The organism is Trinickia symbiotica, assembly GCF_002934455.1.
In the GTDB taxonomy this organism is placed as follows: Bacteria; Pseudomonadota; Gammaproteobacteria; order Burkholderiales; family Burkholderiaceae; genus Trinickia; species Trinickia symbiotica.
Genome location: NZ_PTIR01000004.1, coordinates 260,927 through 275,890, shown reverse-complemented (window position 1 = coordinate 275,890; position 14,964 = coordinate 260,927). Strand labels below are relative to the sequence as shown.

At 61.8% G+C, this 14,964-nt stretch carries 17 protein-coding genes; 14 read left to right on the top strand and 3 right to left on the bottom strand.

Annotation, left to right across the window (positions count from 1 at the left end; genetic code table 11):
- Positions 1 to 4: 4 nt before the first annotated feature.
- The 5 genes from B0G57_RS09070 (at position 5) to B0G57_RS09050 (ending at position 5,101) form a co-directional block, all read left to right on the top strand.
- On the top strand, positions 5 to 901 hold the full coding sequence (locus B0G57_RS09070; RefSeq protein ID WP_018443160.1) for an SMP-30/gluconolactonase/LRE family protein: 897 nt from the start codon (positions 5 to 7) through the stop codon (positions 899 to 901).
- 92 nt (positions 902 to 993) lie between these two features.
- Positions 994 to 2,157 (top strand): ABC transporter substrate-binding protein, encoded by a 1,164-nt coding sequence (locus B0G57_RS09065; RefSeq protein WP_018443159.1) that lies wholly within the window; start codon positions 994 to 996, stop codon positions 2,155 to 2,157.
- 78 nt (positions 2,158 to 2,235) lie between these two features.
- Complete coding sequence (locus B0G57_RS09060) at positions 2,236 to 3,318, top strand: ABC transporter ATP-binding protein (RefSeq protein ID WP_018443158.1); 1,083 nt, start codon at positions 2,236 to 2,238, stop codon at positions 3,316 to 3,318.
- A complete protein-coding gene (locus B0G57_RS09055; protein ID WP_018443157.1) occupies positions 3,315 to 4,184 on the top strand; it encodes an ABC transporter permease in 870 nt (289 codons plus the stop codon). Before B0G57_RS09060 ends, B0G57_RS09055 begins: the two co-directional genes overlap by 4 nt.
- Positions 4,184 to 5,101, top strand: a complete 918-nt coding sequence (locus tag B0G57_RS09050; protein WP_018443156.1) for an ABC transporter permease — start codon at positions 4,184 to 4,186, stop codon at positions 5,099 to 5,101. The genes B0G57_RS09055 and B0G57_RS09050 overlap by 1 nt, the downstream gene beginning before the upstream one ends.
- Before the next feature lie 67 nt (positions 5,102 to 5,168).
- On the opposite strand, the gene B0G57_RS09045 is transcribed toward B0G57_RS09050, so the two are convergent.
- Positions 5,169 to 5,591: a tautomerase family protein gene (locus B0G57_RS09045; RefSeq protein ID WP_018443155.1), complete on the bottom strand. Its 423-nt coding sequence runs from the start codon at positions 5,589 to 5,591 to the stop codon at positions 5,169 to 5,171.
- A 130-nt stretch (positions 5,592 to 5,721) separates the two neighbouring features.
- On the opposite strand from B0G57_RS09045, the gene B0G57_RS09040 reads away from it, so the two are divergent.
- From B0G57_RS09040 to B0G57_RS09030, 3 genes are all read left to right on the top strand, one after another.
- The gene (locus tag B0G57_RS09040; protein ID WP_018443154.1) at positions 5,722 to 6,312 is read left to right on the top strand and encodes a TetR/AcrR family transcriptional regulator; all 591 of its coding nucleotides are present in this window, start codon (positions 5,722 to 5,724) and stop codon (positions 6,310 to 6,312) included.
- 142 nt (positions 6,313 to 6,454) lie between these two features.
- Entirely contained in the window at positions 6,455 to 7,654 is a 1,200-nt protein-coding gene (locus tag B0G57_RS09035; protein ID WP_026230127.1) for an AAA family ATPase, read from the top strand.
- On the top strand, positions 7,651 to 8,241 hold the full coding sequence (locus B0G57_RS09030; protein ID WP_018443152.1) for a DUF4276 family protein: 591 nt from the start codon (positions 7,651 to 7,653) through the stop codon (positions 8,239 to 8,241). Before B0G57_RS09035 ends, B0G57_RS09030 begins: the two co-directional genes overlap by 4 nt.
- 23 nt (positions 8,242 to 8,264) lie before the next feature.
- On the opposite strand, the gene B0G57_RS09025 is transcribed toward B0G57_RS09030, so the two are convergent.
- The gene (locus B0G57_RS09025; RefSeq protein ID WP_233215971.1) at positions 8,265 to 9,155 is read right to left on the bottom strand and encodes a PTS sugar transporter subunit IIA; all 891 of its coding nucleotides are present in this window, start codon (positions 9,153 to 9,155) and stop codon (positions 8,265 to 8,267) included.
- A gap of 205 nt (positions 9,156 to 9,360) precedes the next feature.
- Here B0G57_RS09025 and B0G57_RS09020 point away from each other — a divergent pair, with 205 nt between their 5' ends.
- Together B0G57_RS09020 and B0G57_RS09015 are read left to right on the top strand one after the other, a co-directional pair.
- The gene (locus B0G57_RS09020; protein WP_026230126.1) at positions 9,361 to 9,642 is read left to right on the top strand and encodes a DUF3303 domain-containing protein; all 282 of its coding nucleotides are present in this window, start codon (positions 9,361 to 9,363) and stop codon (positions 9,640 to 9,642) included.
- Positions 9,643 to 9,680: 38 nt separating this feature from the next.
- Positions 9,681 to 10,409 (top strand): hypothetical protein, encoded by a 729-nt coding sequence (locus tag B0G57_RS09015; RefSeq protein WP_018443149.1) that lies wholly within the window; start codon positions 9,681 to 9,683, stop codon positions 10,407 to 10,409.
- A gap of 44 nt (positions 10,410 to 10,453) precedes the next feature.
- Here the strand turns inward: B0G57_RS09015 and B0G57_RS09010 are convergent, their stop codons facing one another.
- On the bottom strand, positions 10,454 to 11,266 hold the full coding sequence (locus B0G57_RS09010; RefSeq protein ID WP_223258666.1) for an AraC family transcriptional regulator: 813 nt from the start codon (positions 11,264 to 11,266) through the stop codon (positions 10,454 to 10,456).
- Between the two features lie 109 nt (positions 11,267 to 11,375).
- Between B0G57_RS09010 and B0G57_RS09005 the strand changes: the two genes are divergently transcribed.
- The 4 genes from B0G57_RS09005 to B0G57_RS08990 all read left to right on the top strand — a co-directional run bounded on the left by B0G57_RS09005 (position 11,376) and on the right by B0G57_RS08990 (position 14,746).
- Positions 11,376 to 12,341 (top strand): DMT family transporter, encoded by a 966-nt coding sequence (locus B0G57_RS09005; RefSeq protein ID WP_018443147.1) that lies wholly within the window; start codon positions 11,376 to 11,378, stop codon positions 12,339 to 12,341.
- A 191-nt stretch (positions 12,342 to 12,532) separates the two neighbouring features.
- Complete coding sequence (locus B0G57_RS09000; RefSeq protein ID WP_020566482.1) at positions 12,533 to 12,928, top strand: BPSL0067 family protein; 396 nt, start codon at positions 12,533 to 12,535, stop codon at positions 12,926 to 12,928.
- Entirely contained in the window at positions 12,882 to 13,229 is a 348-nt protein-coding gene (locus tag B0G57_RS32250) for an STY0301 family protein (protein WP_317615677.1), read from the top strand. Before B0G57_RS09000 ends, B0G57_RS32250 begins: the two co-directional genes overlap by 47 nt.
- 236 nt (positions 13,230 to 13,465) lie before the next feature.
- Positions 13,466 to 14,746, top strand: a complete 1,281-nt coding sequence (locus B0G57_RS08990) for an NYN domain-containing protein (RefSeq protein WP_018443144.1) — start codon at positions 13,466 to 13,468, stop codon at positions 14,744 to 14,746.
- The last annotated feature ends 218 nt before the right edge of the window (positions 14,747 to 14,964 follow it).

The window sequence follows — 14,964 nt, the reverse complement described above, 5'->3', positions numbered from 1 at the left end:
GGCGATGATCGAGACGGTTGCCGTCGATCGGATCGGCGAAATGCGGTGCGAGGTCGGGGAAAGCCCGGTCTGGCACGCGGACGAAAACGCGCTCTACTGGACGGATATCCCGGGCCGCGCGCTCTGGCGCTGGCATGCCTCGACGGGGCGTGCCGAGGCGTGGGCGTTGCCGCAAATGACGGGCTCGATCGCGATCCTCGACGATGGCGATGGCGGCGTCGCGCTCGCGATGGAAACGGGGATTTACCGCGTGCCGCGGCCCGAGGGCGGCGTCGCGTTGCCCGAGCCGACGCTGATAGCGAGCGTCGAGCATCCGCGTTCGGACATGCGCTTCAACGACGGGCGCTGCGACCGGCAAGGGCGTTTTCTCGCCGGCACGATGGTGCTCGACATGTCGCTGGCCGCGCCGCTCGGGCAGCTCTATCGGCTCGATTTCGAGCAGAGCCGCGTCGAGCGTCTTTGCGACTCGCTCATCGTTTCGAACGGCCTCGCGTTCAGCCCCGACGGCCGGACGATGTATCTTTCGGATTCGCATCCGAGCCGGCGCATGATCTGGGCGTTCGACTACGACATCGACGAGGGGGTGCCGCACGGACGCCGCCTCTTCGTCGATATGAACGAACATCCGGGTCGGCCCGACGGCGCGGCCGTCGATGCGGAAGGTTGCTACTGGATCTGCGGCAACGACGCCGGCCTCGTTCATCGCTTTACGCCGGCGGGCCGGCTCGTGAGAAGCATTGAAGTGCCGGTCTCGAAGCCGGCAATGTGCGCATTCGGCGGGGCGAGGCTCGAGACGCTTTTCGTCACGTCGATCCGCAAGGAACGGGAGCCGCTCTCGGGCGCGGTGTTCGCGCTGAACCCGGGCGTGGCGGGATTGCCGGAGCCGCGATTGCGGCGCTGAGCGTAGCGTTTGGGTCAGGAGACGCAAAAAGACCGGGCGCGAGCGACGCATACGGCGGATAGCGACAAGAAGCGTTTTCACCAGGAGGAGACATGAAAGTGAAGGGGATCGTGCATTGCATCGGCGGCGTCGCCGCGGCGCTTTGCTTCTCGTTGACCGCGACATCGGGCTTTGCGGAGTCGGTGTCGCTCAACGTCGTCGACGTCGCGGGCAATCTCGCGTTGACGAAAGCCGGGTTGGAGGCCTTCAAGGCCAAGTATCCGGACCTCGTTTCGAACATCACCTATACGAACTCACCGGCGCCGCAGCTGCCGGGCAAGCTCAAGGCGATGCAGAACGCGGGCCGTTCGGACATCGACCTCGTTCTGACAGGCACTGACGCGCTCGCGGCAGGTATCGAGCAAAACCTTTGGATGAAGCTGCCCGATAGTCAGCTCCAGGCCGCGGACGCCAAGTACGCGCCGGGGCCGGCTGCGATGCAGAAGCTCGCGCAGGGCTACGGTCTCGAAGTCACATTCATGCCGGCCGGTCCGCTCATCGAATACAACCCGGATAAGGTTCCGCCGGCCGAAGTACCGAAGACGCCCGAGCAACTGCTTTCGTGGTGCAAGGCGCATCCGAACAAGCTCATCTACGCACGCCCGGCCAACTCGGGCCCGGGCCGCACGTTCCTGATGGGCCTGCCCTACATCCTGGGCGACAAGGATCCGACGGATCCGATCAACGGTTGGGACAAGACCTGGGCTTTCCTCAAGCAGCTGAACGAGTGCGTTCCTTACTACCCGGGCGGCACCTCGGCCGTGATGAAGGAGCTCGGTGAAGGCACGCGTGACATGACTGTCACGGTGACTGGTTGGGATATCAACCCGCGCGCGCTCGGCATCGTCCCGGCCAACTTCAAGGTGCAGCCGTTCGACAACATGAAGTGGGTCAACGACGCGCACTACATGGTCATTCCGAAGGGCGTGCCGAAGGCGAAGGTCGACGTTCTCCTGAAGCTGATGGACTTCATGCTGGAGCCGGCACAGCAGGCGATGACGTACGACGATGGCTATTTCTACCCGGGACCAGCGGTCAAGGACATCACGATCTCGCAGGCCCCGCAAAAGAGCCAGATAACCATCGAGAAATACGGTCGCGTCGAGTACGGTGGGTGGCTCAAGAAGTACCCCAACGTCCAACCGCTGCCTGCCGCCAAGATGGTCGAGGCGTTCAAGAAGTGGGACAGCGACGTGGGTGCGCAAAAGACGAAGTGAGCGCGTGAAGCGTTGTTAGCGAAGTCGATGCGGCCGGGTCAGCCGGCCGCATCCCCAGATGTCAGCAAGGGAAAGACCATGAAGCACACGTTCGATCAACTGCGCCTCGCCTCGGTGTCGCGCAGCTTTGCCAACGCCGAAGGCGCCCATATCTCCGCGCTGAACGGTCTCGATCTCGAGATCGAGCGCGGCGAATTCATCGCGTTGCTCGGGCCTTCGGGCTGCGGCAAGTCCACCGCGCTCAACTGCATCGCCGGCCTGCAGCCGCTTACGGGCGGAGAAATCTGGCTCGACGACGTGCGCATCGATGTCCTCGCGCCCGAAAAGCGCGGGTTCGGCATGGTCTTTCAGAACTACGCGCTGTTTCCGCATATGACGGTGCTCGAGAACGTCGGCTTCGGCTTGAAGATGCGCGGCGTGGCGAAGGCCGAGGCGGAAAAGCGTGCGCGCGCGGCGCTGCAGCTCGTGCAGCTCGTCGGCCACGAAGGCAAGCTGCCGGGACAGCTCTCGGGCGGCCAGCAGCAGCGCGTCGCGATTGCGCGCGCGATCGTCATCGAGCCGCCCGTCGTGCTGATGGACGAGCCGCTTTCGAACCTCGACACCAAACTGCGTATCGAAATGCGGGCGGAAATCCGCCGTATTCACGGCCAACTCGAGCGCGCGACGATTTACGTGACGCACGATCAGGACGAGGCCCTTTCGATGGCCGACCGCATCGTCGTCATGAAAGAGGGCGTGGTGCAGCAGGTGGCAGCGCCCAAGGAAGTCTATTGCCGTCCGAAGAACCTGCATGTCGCGCGCTTCATGGGTTATCGGAACGTGCTCGCCTGCACGCTCGACGGCACCGCCGGCAACGGCGTGGAGGTGACGGCGAGCGGCGTGCGTTTCGTCGCCACGGCGATGGAGGCCTTCGAGGCGAAGGCGGTCCTGCTCGCCATACGCCCCGACGATCTCGTCCGCGCGCAGCCCGGTACGCCGAACGCGTTCGAGGTCGAAGTGGACGTGGTGGAGTACGGCGGCCGTGACTCGCTGCTTTTCGTGCGCGCGCCTTTCGGCAAGCTCTGGGCGCGCGTAGAGGGCGAGTTTGCGCAAGGCGAACGCGTGACGCTCTCCGTCGCGCCGGAACGCGCGCTGGTCTACAACGAGGAAAAGGCATCATGAGCACGCTCTCGCTCACGGGCCCGCGCGACGCGAAAGGCTGGCTCGTCACGCCGGCGCTCGGGTTCATCGTCGCACTCTTCGTCTATCCGTTTGCCTACGGTCTCGTATTGTCGTTTCAGCCGATGAACGGCGGGAGCGCGCTCGCGAACTATGCGACGTTCTTTTCCGATAGCTCGATGTGGCCGACGGTCATCGTCACATTGAAGCTTGCCGTGCCCGCGACGCTGATCAACGTCGGCCTCTCCGTGCCCGTCGCTTTCGCGCTGCGCCGGAAGTCGCCCTATCAGAAGCTCGTGACGACGTTGCTCGTGATACCGGTGACGCTCGGCACAGTGCTAATCGCCGACGGCATGCTGACTTATTTCTCGCCGCTCGGCTGGTTCACGCAGGCCGTGAATGCGCTGCATCTTTACGGTGGAGAAGTGAGACTGACGCACAATTACTGGGGCGTTCTGATTTCTCTGGTCGTGTCGGGTTTCCCGTTCGCGTTCCTGCTGACGCTCTCGTACGTCACCGGAATCGATCCGACGCTCGCTCGCGCGGCCGCGACGCTCGGTGCAAGCCCCTGGCAGCAATTCAGGCAGATCTATCTGCCGCTCCTCGTGCCGGGACTGACGATGGCGGCATGTCTTTCGTTCGTTCAGGCGTTCTCGGTGTTTCCATCGGCGGTGCTGCTCGGCGCGCCGGCTGGGCCGACGCGCGTCATTTCGATCGCCGCCGCCGAGGCTGCCTTCGAAAGCTACGACTACTCGCTCGCTTCGACGATCGCGATCATCATGGGCTTCGTGCAGTTGATCGTGGTGGCGGCGATGCTCGGCGCGCGCCGGATGTTCTACACCGGTCCGGTGACGGGAGGGAAAGGGTAATGGCCATCGAAAATCAAACCGCGCGCACGCTGCCGATGCGGGGCGACGCGTCGCCGGTCGACGGCGGTGCGCGTTCGAAGGCGCGGCGTACCGAGAGTATCGGCGGGCGCCTTTGGAAGGTGCTCGTGCGCTGCGTCATGGCGTTCTTCCTGCTCAACGTACTGTTGCTGATCGCGACGGTCGCCGTCAATTCGATCGGTACGCGTTGGTTCGGCACGTTGCTGCCGCAAGGCTTCACGCTGCATTGGTATGCGCAGGCGTGGAGCGACTTCCAGCTTTCGAGCGTGCTCACTGTGACGGTCGAAGTGGTGGGCGCCGTCGTGCTGCTGTCGATCGGACTCGGTGTGCCCGCGGCTTATGCGTTCGCGCGGGCGACGTTTCCCGGCAAGCGGCTCGCGATGCTGATCTTCTTGCTGCCGCTGATGGTGCCGCCGGTGACGTACGGCATTCCGATGGCAACCGTCATGTACAAGGTGGGCCTCGCGGGCACGTTGGCGGGCGTGATCCTCGCGAATCTCGTGCCTGCGTTGCCGTTCGTCATTTTGGTCATGACGCCGTTCATCGAGCAGATCGACCCCAACCTCGAAGCAGCCGCGAGGATCTTCGGCGCGAATACGTTCCGCTACTTCCGCTACGTGCTGCTGCCGTTGCTCGTGCCGGGCATGCTGGCGGCCGGGCTGCTCGTGCTCGTCCGCACGATCGGCATGTTTGAGCTGACGTACTTCACGGCCGGGCCGGACACGCAAACGCTCGTCGTGGCCCTTTACTACGCGGTGTTTTCTACAGGCGTCCGCGCGCCGCAATCGATCGACGCGATGGCGATGATCTACATGGGCATTACGCTCGTCTGGGTGTTGATCGCGCTGCAGTTCGTGAGCCCGACACAGCTCGTGTCGCGCGTGAAGGAAGAACGGTAGTGAGGCCGGCGCCGAACCGCCGCTTGGCATGGCGGCGGTCCGGCGCACCCCTCGACTCGATTCTCCTTCAGCCGGCCGCCGCCTGAATCGCGGTGACCAGTGCCGCGTTGCTGTACGCCTTTCCTCCAATGCCCCACGACTCGTCCGCGGCATAGACGATATTGGTCCAGATCTGCTCGCGCCGAATGCGACCTTGCGCGGCCCGTTCCACGGCGTTCGTCGCCGCTTCGATGAACGCCTGTTTCGATTCGGATGTCGCGAGCGCAACCCCCGGCAGCTTCAATTCGATGAATGCGGCGGCGGCGGGCTCTCCGCCCGCGAACACATGACGTCTCGGCAGCACGTTGACCGTACCGACTACATTGGCGGTCATAAAGCTATTGCCATCTAGCCCGGCGACCTTCAGCAGGGCGTGGGTCAGCTCGGCAAACACTTGCGTTTCGACTTCGGGGGGCAGTAGGCCTTCCGGCACCGTAAGCGTAATCGGCATGGCGATTCCTCCAGTCAATGGATGAGTGGTAGTGGTATAAATACAGACTGCTCTCTAAGCATACATACTGATCTCTCTCTATGCAATAGAGAGTGATCTCTCTTTTTAATTTGCAGCACAGGTCACATCTATGCGTTACTCAGCGGAACACAAACAGGAAACGCGCGCGCGCATCCTCGACGCCGCAGGTCGAATTTTTCGCCGTGAGGGTTACGGCGGATCCGGTATCGAAGGCGTGACGAAGGAAGCGGGCGTCACCAACGGTGCGTTCTATGGGCACTTCAAGTCGAAGAGCGAAGCGTTCCGGACGGTCGTGTTGACCGGCCTGGAGCAGCTGCGGCTCGCGATTGCCGACATGAAGGCTGCACGCGGCAAACGCTGGCTCAAGCCGTTTATTGATTTCTACATGGGTGCGAAGCGCACTTGCGACATTGGCGAGAGTTGCGCGTTGCCGAGCTTTTCGCCCGAGGTGGTTCGCGCCGACTTCGAGACGCGCGCGGCGTATGAAGCCGAATTGCGGCGCCTGATTGATGAAGTATCGACGGGACTGGCCGGAGGCTCGGGGAAGGAGCGCGACGATGCGGCGATCGCGCTGCTTGCGATGCTCTCGGGCGGCGTCACGCTGGCGCGTGCGGTGGCGGATCCGGTTTTGTCCGAACGCATCGCGCGGGCTGTCACCAAGTATGCTCAGGGCGTAGCGGCCGATCTCGCTGAGGAGTGACGGCATGTTGGCTTTTATGACCGCTGATGGCTTCCGCCTCTTCGTTGCGAGGAGAGACCGAAGCGCTATTGGCTAGAGACCGCTCCGAGGCACTCGCTAACTGTTACCATCAGCTTTTTGTTCAACCAGTCGGGTCAGGAAAGTGCGGCCATTTATTTCTCGTGTGGTGCTACGCAACTACCGCAGCATAGGCCGATGCGACGTGGCGCTTGGTCCTTTGACATACCTTGTCGGTGCAAACGGCGCAGGCAAAAGTAATTTCGTCGATGCGCTGCATCTGGTGGTCGATGCCCTGACAAGCTCGCTCGATCAGGCGCTCAACGTCCGAGGTGGTTTGGCGGAAGTGCGGCGGCGATCCGCTGGCCATCCGACCCATTTCGGTATCCGACTGGATTTCACGCTAGGTGATCGGACTGGACACTATGCTTTTAGCATCGGATCTCTCAAGAATCGAGGCTTCGAGGTCCAGGCCGAGGAGTGCAGCTTGGGAGGACAGCGCAAAGGACCGTACTATCGGATCGAGCGGGGCCAGATCGTAGCAAGTAGCGCGGCAACGCTGCCGGCGCTAACTGGCGATCGTCTGGCACTCGTTGCGCTGTCGGGCCTGAGCGAATTTCGCCCCGTCTTCGACGCGCTGACAAGCATGGGTTTCTACAACCTCAATCCGAAACTGATGCGTGAGTTGCAGAAGGCCCAGGAGGGCCGCTTGTTGAAACCCGAAGGCGAGAACATCGCTAGTGTCATCGGTCATCTCGAGCGAGTAAACGCACCTGCGCTTCGGACTATTCAAGAATATCTGCAGACCGTCGTGCCGACCGTACATGGTTTCAAGCGCGTTCAAGTGGGACCGATGGAGACGCTGGAATTCATGCAAGACGTGTCCGGCGTCAAAGATCCTTGGCGATTCGCAGCGCAAAACATGTCGGATGGCACGCTGAGGGCAGTCGGTGTGCTTACGGCACTGTTCCAGCACAACGTCGATTTCGCTCCAACGTTGATCGGCATCGAAGAACCGGAGACTGCCTTGCACCCTGCGGCGAGTGCTGCGCTTCGCGAGGCTTTGGAGCGCGCGTCGAACAATACACAAGTCATTGTGACGAGCCACAGCCCGGAGTTGCTCGATGACGTCTCTGTCCGCGATGACCAGATTCTTGCGGTAATTTCGGAGGCTGGCGATACCAAGCTCGGGCAAATCGACCCGGCGTCCCGCGAGGCGATCCGCAAACATCTATTTTCCGCCGGCGAGCTCTTGAAGCTGGGTCAATTGCAGCCGGACCCGGAAGCTATAAAAGACCAGGTGATACATCAAGCCTCACTATTTGACGGGGGGCTCGGTTCGTGAGGGTCGCTTGTATCGTGGAGGGGCATGGTGAGGTCTCGGCACTACCCGTATTACTGCGGAGAATGGCGGAGTGGAGATATGCACAAGGATATATCGATGTTCAAACACCTATACGGGTTCACCGCGATCGCTTTCTTAATCGGGAAGAGGAGTTCGTTCGCCACTTGGAGTTTGCGGGCAATAAGGCTGGCACTGACGGATGGGTTCTAATCCTTCTCGACGCGGACGACCACTGCCCGGCTACGCTTGGTCCGGAGGTCGTGGCCAGGGCGCAGCGGGTGCTGCCGCATCGCGAAGTTTCTGTTGTGCTCGCAAACCGCGAGTTTGAGGCGTGGTTTATCGGCGCGGCAGAGTCGTTGAACGGGTACCGCGGTCTGTCAATTGCTGCGGCCGACCTTGCCATCGACGCGGAGGTACCCAGAGATGCGAAGGGTTGGCTCCGCGAGCGTATGGAAAAGCGCGCTTACGGAGAAACAACGGACCAGCCCGCACTCACGGCGCGGATGGACCTTCAGCAGGCTTACGACCGTTGCCGATCGTTCCGTAAGCTCTGTAACGAGTGGGATAAGCGGTTTCCGCGCGCATGAGTCTGCTCGTCGGCTCTAGATTGCTAACGCCCGAGCACAGGACGATCGTAATCCTGAAAGATGCGGCAGACGGCACGCGCATCGTCACACGCTTGGAGACGCTCGCGAAAGCGGTGATCGCAAAAGCGCTCGGCCACGTCGGCAAGCAAGTGCAGATGCGTCGTGTTCGCCCATTCCGGGACGAACAGCGCGACGACGTCGGTCACCGGTGCGTCGTCGGGAGCCTCGAAAGGGATGGGTTCGCGCGGGCGGACATAGAGCACGATGGGCTCGCGCAGGCCTTCCGCCTGAGCGTGCGGGACGGCGATGCCACGGCCGAGACCCGTCGAGCCGAGCGCTTCTCGCGCATTGAGGCCCGCGGCGACCGTCGCCGCCGGTAAGCCGCCGTATCGTTCAACGAAATGGCCGAGCACCGTGAAGAGCGCGTCTCGGTCGGCTACGTCGAGGCCGAGCAACACGCGTTCATCGGAGATCAATCGCGCGATCGTATCGGTGCCGCTTGCTGCCGCTGCACTTTGAGCATGCGAGTCGTCACGGAGCGACTGCTCGGGGTGCAAAAGATCACGCCAGACGCCTGTCGGCGTTTCCGGGACGTCGAGCAATTGCCCGAGTTCGGCGGTCGGCGCCAGATCGGCCACGCGCCGCATCGCGCCGTTGATCGCCGTCCTCGGGAGATAAAGCGACAACCGTACCCGAGTGGTGCCTGCGAGCGGCGTGACGCGGATAGTCCATGGCTGTCCAAGACAATCGCGAATCAATGCCTTGCGTACGGGGGTGGCATGCTGAGCGTCGAGCGTGACGCGCATCATGACGTTGCGGCTCGTTTCCCCCCGCGCGAGAGGGCGAGGGTGCTCGCGCGGCAGCTTGCCGCCTATGCCGAGCAGGGCGGCCAAGCCAGCCCATCGGTGACGCATTTCATTCTCCGGTCGATTGGTGATTACCGGAAGGATATCCGGATCGACGCAAAGGTGAATAAATGCAACGGCGTGCGATCGGTTGCCTAGAATTGATTCAGGCAGTCGCTCCGCTGGCCATGGGCTATCGATAGGACGATGCATCCGTCGCTCGCGCCCGATGCCGGCATCGTCTCAGATGACGAGCGGAGACATGGAGGCCACCATGAAATTCATGCTGACATTCACCTGGGCCCCCGATACACGGTCCAGGGCGGAAGCCATCGAGCGATTCGAGAAGACGGGCGGGCTTCCGCCAGAAGGCGTCAAGCTGCTGGGCAGATGGACACGAGCCGATCTGGGCGGCGGCTTCGACTTGCTCGAGACAGACGATGTGAAGAAACTGACTGAATTCGCCTACTCGTGGAACGACCTGATGCATCTGGAGATCGCGCCTGTGATCGAAGATGCGGAGTTCGGAGAGGTGCTCGGGCGCGTGCTGAAATAAACTTTCCATCGCGCGTTCGATATCGACGCGATTCCAAAATGAAGCCGTCCGGGCACATCGGCAGTGTTGAGTTACTGCGCCACCCAGCTTCCAAAGCGCGGCCGGCGTATTGGCGACGCACGGTGCTCGCGCTGATTGCGGCGCTGGCATCTTACATCGCCGTCGATCTCTTCTGGCCGCTCGATCGCGACCTCAGCCGCTTCGACCCGATCGCGACAGCGACGCTCGAAGCAAAAATGTGGCGCTCCTATTATGACCGCGAGCACGGCGTGCTTTTTCTGGAGCTGGCGAAGAGCCTGCGCACGCAGTATCACTTTCCTTTGCTGAGGTCGTATGTCGGCGCCTATTACGGCGCATCGGCGGCCTTCACGTTCAAGGAAGGCAAAGAGCGCAGTGACTACCTGAAAGCCTTGCCGGCATTGCAGTCTTACTTCTCAATCGTCCGTCGTACCGGCAACCGCGCTTTCGGGGTCGATCCGGCAGCCTCGCTGGAACTGGAATGGTGGATCGTGCACCGGCAACGCGACCGTTATCCGCCGGGCGCGTTGGCTGATGCATGCGCGGCGGCAGCGGCAGCGCTGTATATGGTGCCCGTCAGCGCGACGTCGGAGTTTGGCCGGCTACGTGCGGAGGCGATGCTCTTTCGCGATGCCCGCGAGGAAGCGGGCAGTGTATCGGAAAGCGATTGGGCGACGATCGAAGCGCTCTTGCGGCGGGGTTATGTGTCGCTCGGACACGCGGTCTCAATGAAGAAGAGCTTGCAGTAGTAGCGGCCCGTGCTAGAGGCCGTGCCGTATAAGAGAGCTGTCAATTATTGGTCTGCGTTTGCCGCTCCCGTCAACTCCGCGGCAAAAAAACGTCTCGGGCTCGATCCCATCAGCCGGCGGAACATAGCGATGAACGCCGACGAAGATGCATACCCCAGATCCAACGCCACAGCTTCCACGCTGCGCCCGCTCCTGAGCATCGGCAGTGCAGTGACGATCCGCACCCGTTGCCGCCATTCAGTCAGCGACATACCCAGCTCGGTCTGACAGCGCCGAATCAGCGTACGTTCGCTCAGGTTGAACGCGGCCGCCAATTCCGCGATGGTTCGATTGTCGGCCGGATCGTCGCGCAGAGGCTGCAATACGGCGTTGAGCTGTGCGTCGTCCGTGTGTGGTATGAAACTGCCCGTCGTGCGGCATGTGGACAACTGATCGACGAGAACACGCAAAAGCCGCTCGCGGGCCGGCTCGGGTTCAGGGGTATTTCCGAGGTCGCGCAAGTGCTCGAGGATGGCACGCACCAGCGGCGTCACCATTACCGCGCAGGAGTAATCGGGCATGCCATTGCACAAGTCCCGGCGAATGTACATCGAGCAATGCACGGCCGCTTGATGGTTGAAGCCAGTGTGCTCCGTCTCCGGTGCGATCCACAGTCCTAGATGCGGTGGTGCAAGGAAGTACTGGTCGCCGGCCGTCACTTCCGTCACGCCGCTGAACGAATAGACGAATTCTCCCCACGCGTGTCGCAGGATCGGGTAGCTCGCATGCGCAGGCATGCGCTCCGTCCGGAAGAACACCGGCACGGGCAATACGTCGGTGAACGGCGGTAGGCGGATGTGCGCGGTGGTCGCTGGCACCTTTGGTTTCATCGGCTGGCGGTCTCGCGGGATCGAATGTCAGTTTCTAACTATATAGTGCGAAACCCTGCGATCGATACTGTCGTCGGGATTCTTTTGGATGCGAGCAATGAGAAAAGCGGTCGATGGCCGAGCCACGCTGATGATGGTCGCACTTTGCCTGACCTGGAGCCTGCAGCAAGTAGCGGTCAAGGCTTCCATGGCGGACGCATCACCGATTCTGCAGCTCGCGTTGCGTTCGGGCGTAGCGGCGCTTTTGGTCTGGTTCTACGCGCGCTTTGTCGCAAGGGACCAGTGGCTGAGGAGGCCGATCCGGCGCGCAGCAGTCACGACCGGCAGCCTCTTCGCACTCGAATTTCTGCTCGTGGCGGAGGGCCTGAACTGGACGAGCGCCTCGCACATGGTGGTGTTCCTCTATACCGCGCCGATGTTTGCTGCCCTCGGCCTGCATCTGTGGCTGCCCGACGAACGACTATCGCGTTTGCAATGGAGTGGGCTCGGTCTTGCCTTCATCGGCATCTCAATCGCCTTTCTTGTGCCGACTTTGGGCACGGGCGGCCTCGCGCGAACGCCGGCATGGATGCTGGGCGACCTCTTGGGTTTGTGCGGCGGCGCGGCTTGGGGCCTGACGACCGTCGCGGTGCGGACGAGTCGGCTCAGCGAGGCGCCGGCCACCCAAACGCTGTTCTATCAGTTGGCCGCCGCATTCGTCATTCTGCTGCCAGCCGCGGCCGTCTTTGGCGAGATGCGTTTCCACAGCACGCCGATGGTCTGGATCAGTCTCGGGTTCCAAACATTTATCGTTTGTTTCGCCAGCTTTCTGATCTGGTTCGCGATGTTGCGACGCTATCTTGCCGCACGCCTCGGCGTGCTGGCGTTCATGACTCCGGTCTTCGGCGTGGGGTGGGGCGTGGTGCTGCTGCATGAGCAACTGACGCCTGCGTTCGTGGTCGGTGCGGTATTCGTATTCGCGGGGCTGATCGTCGTCAACGGTCATTCGTGGCTTCGGACGCTTTTGCCGCATCGGAAGGCGAAGGAGGAGCGCCCGTCGGAGCCTGCATCGTCGGCACCTTGAGCAGCCCGAGGCCGGCGTCAATCAACAAGCCTTGCTGGCGAAGGCCCACCCGCGGCTAGGACGTACGGGTAGGTCCATTCACTTCACGCGTCTCCGATCTCCGTAGCGCTGCCGCTAACATCTGAACATTGGTACGATATCGCCGCGTCTTGAAGCAGCTATAGAGTGCCGCGAATGTTCAGGGAGGACCGATGCCATACGTCGCCAACATGAGCAAGGCCAATGATCTAGTCAAGGGGAATCAACTCGTAGGTAACGGCCAATGCGTCACGTTCGTTCATGCCGTCGTCACAGTCCCGCCTACGTCGCTGTGGCGTAAGGTATCGCTCGTTCAAGGAGACAACGACATTCGGCGCGGTACCGTCATCGCCACCTTTGACGACAACGGACGCTACGGTAATCACACGAACGGTACCAGCCACGCCGCCATCTACCTGTACCAAACGCCAGCCGGCATCGTCGTGCTGGATCAATGGAAAGGGCCGACGGCGCTCCGGGATCATCCCCCGCAGCAGCGGACCATTCAATTTCGGAACGGTCATGGCAAAAAGGTCGACGACGGGACTCAATACTATGTCGTTCAATAAGCGCCTTTTGATGGCGGTCGCGCTCTGCGCATGTACAGCGTGCCATGCCACGGAACGACACCGCTATGCATGCCCGTCGCCTCTGACAGAGGGCAGCGTGAATCACGCGCTCAAGCATGTGGAGCTCTATGACGGCCCACCCAAGAACCTGGTATCGCTTCAAGCGTGGGATTCACTCAAAGACGTCGATCCCTATCTGGTGTGCAGTTACGAGGGCACGGATAAAGTTGTCACAATCCACGCGGCCGGAAGCAAAGCTTGCGACGCGACTGCCAAGCCAAAGGCCGCTTTTTGTGACTGATCGCGGCTGATTGCATGACCGCCGATGAACGGGAACGGCGCTCGTGCAGAGCATTCGATGGAGGCCGTCGCGTAGTGGTGAGTAGCCCACCTTCAACCGGCCGGATGGCCGCGTGCAGTCGCTCCACGTGGCCTCCATGGCCTGGTATCCGCATCGGATTCCGGGCTTGCCTTGCAACGCGGCTATCATGTGCGTCTATCGAATTAACCGCTGCGCCGCATCGGCTGGAGAAACTCATGGCTTTACCTCAAGAGGGCGTCAACATGGCGCTTTTCTGCGACTTCGAAAACGTCGCGCTGGGCGTTCGCGATGCGAAGTACGAGAAATTCGACATAAAGCCGGTTCTCGAGCGGCTGCTGCTCAAAGGAAGCATCGTCGTCAAGAAGGCCTATTGCGATTGGGATCGTTACAAGGGATTCAAGTCGGCGATGCACGAGGCAAGCTTCGAACTCATCGAAATACCGCATGTGCGGCAGTCGGGTAAAAATTCGGCCGACATCCGGCTCGTCGTCGATGCGCTCGATCTTTGCTATACGAAATCGCATGTCGACACCTTCGTCATCATCAGCGGGGATTCCGATTTCTCGCCGCTCGTTTCGAAATTGCGAGAGAACGCGAAGAAGGTGATCGGCATCGGCGTGAAGAATTCGACGTCGGAGTTGCTCGTCGCCAACTGCGACGAGTTCATTTTCTACGACGATCTCGTGCGCGAACAGCAGCGAGCGCTCGCGAAGCGAGAGATGCGCGATTCGGGCTCGCCACCGGCGAAACGCGCGGCCGACGAAGAGAAGCATCCACTCCAGGAGATGGAGGCACGCAAGGCGAAGGCGATTGCGATCGCCGTCGAGACTTTCGAGGCGCTTGCATCCGAGCGCGGCGAGAGCGGCAAGATCTGGGCGTCGGTGCTCAAAAGCGCGATCAAGCGGCGCAAGCCGGACTTCAGCGAGTCCTACTACGGGTTTCGAGCCTTCGGCAATTTGCTCGATGAGGCGCAAGCGCGCGGTTTGCTGGAGGTCGGGCGCGACGATAAATCCGGCGCCTTTGTCTATCGGGCCACACGGACGGGAGTCGTCGACACGCAAAAGCAAGTCGCAGCAGGGCCGGTTCTCCCGGATAGTGGTGCTGAGGTTGAAGCGACGGGCTCCAAAGGGAGGAAAAAGAGCAAAGGTGGCCGCAAGCACGCCCACGAGCCGTTGCCCGCGCCGGCGGCAGCCGAATTGCTGGTAGAGCCTTTGGTGGCAGCGGACCGACCGTCACCGGAGCACGCCATTGAGGCGATGGTCGATTTAGAGGCACAGGAGGCAGAGGCGCAGGAGGCCCCGAAGCCCCGCCGCACAAGGGCACGCAAAGCTTCCGTGAAGAACGCGGATACCGTTGCGGCCGAATCGGCGCACGAGGAGCTTTCCGCGGCACAGCCGCCAGCGGAGCCAGCGGCCAAAGCCAAAGCCCCAAAGGGAGCGCGTAAATCCACGTCGCGATCCAGCCGCTCGCGCAAGACGCCTGCGTCAGGCACCTAGACTATCGAGGCAGCCAATCTTCTAGTTCGCAATCGAAGCGACGTTTGCGTTTATTGGCGGTCGGAGGGCGGCCTCGTCCGGCGAGGCCGCCCCGCGTTAGCCTGCTGTATAAAGCTTGCCCCGTGTGCGATGGGCGGATTTCGTCCCACGTTGACTAGCGCTCACTCGGCCGCGCTGCGGCCGAGGCTCCAATCCGTGCCTCCACGTTGCCAAGTACC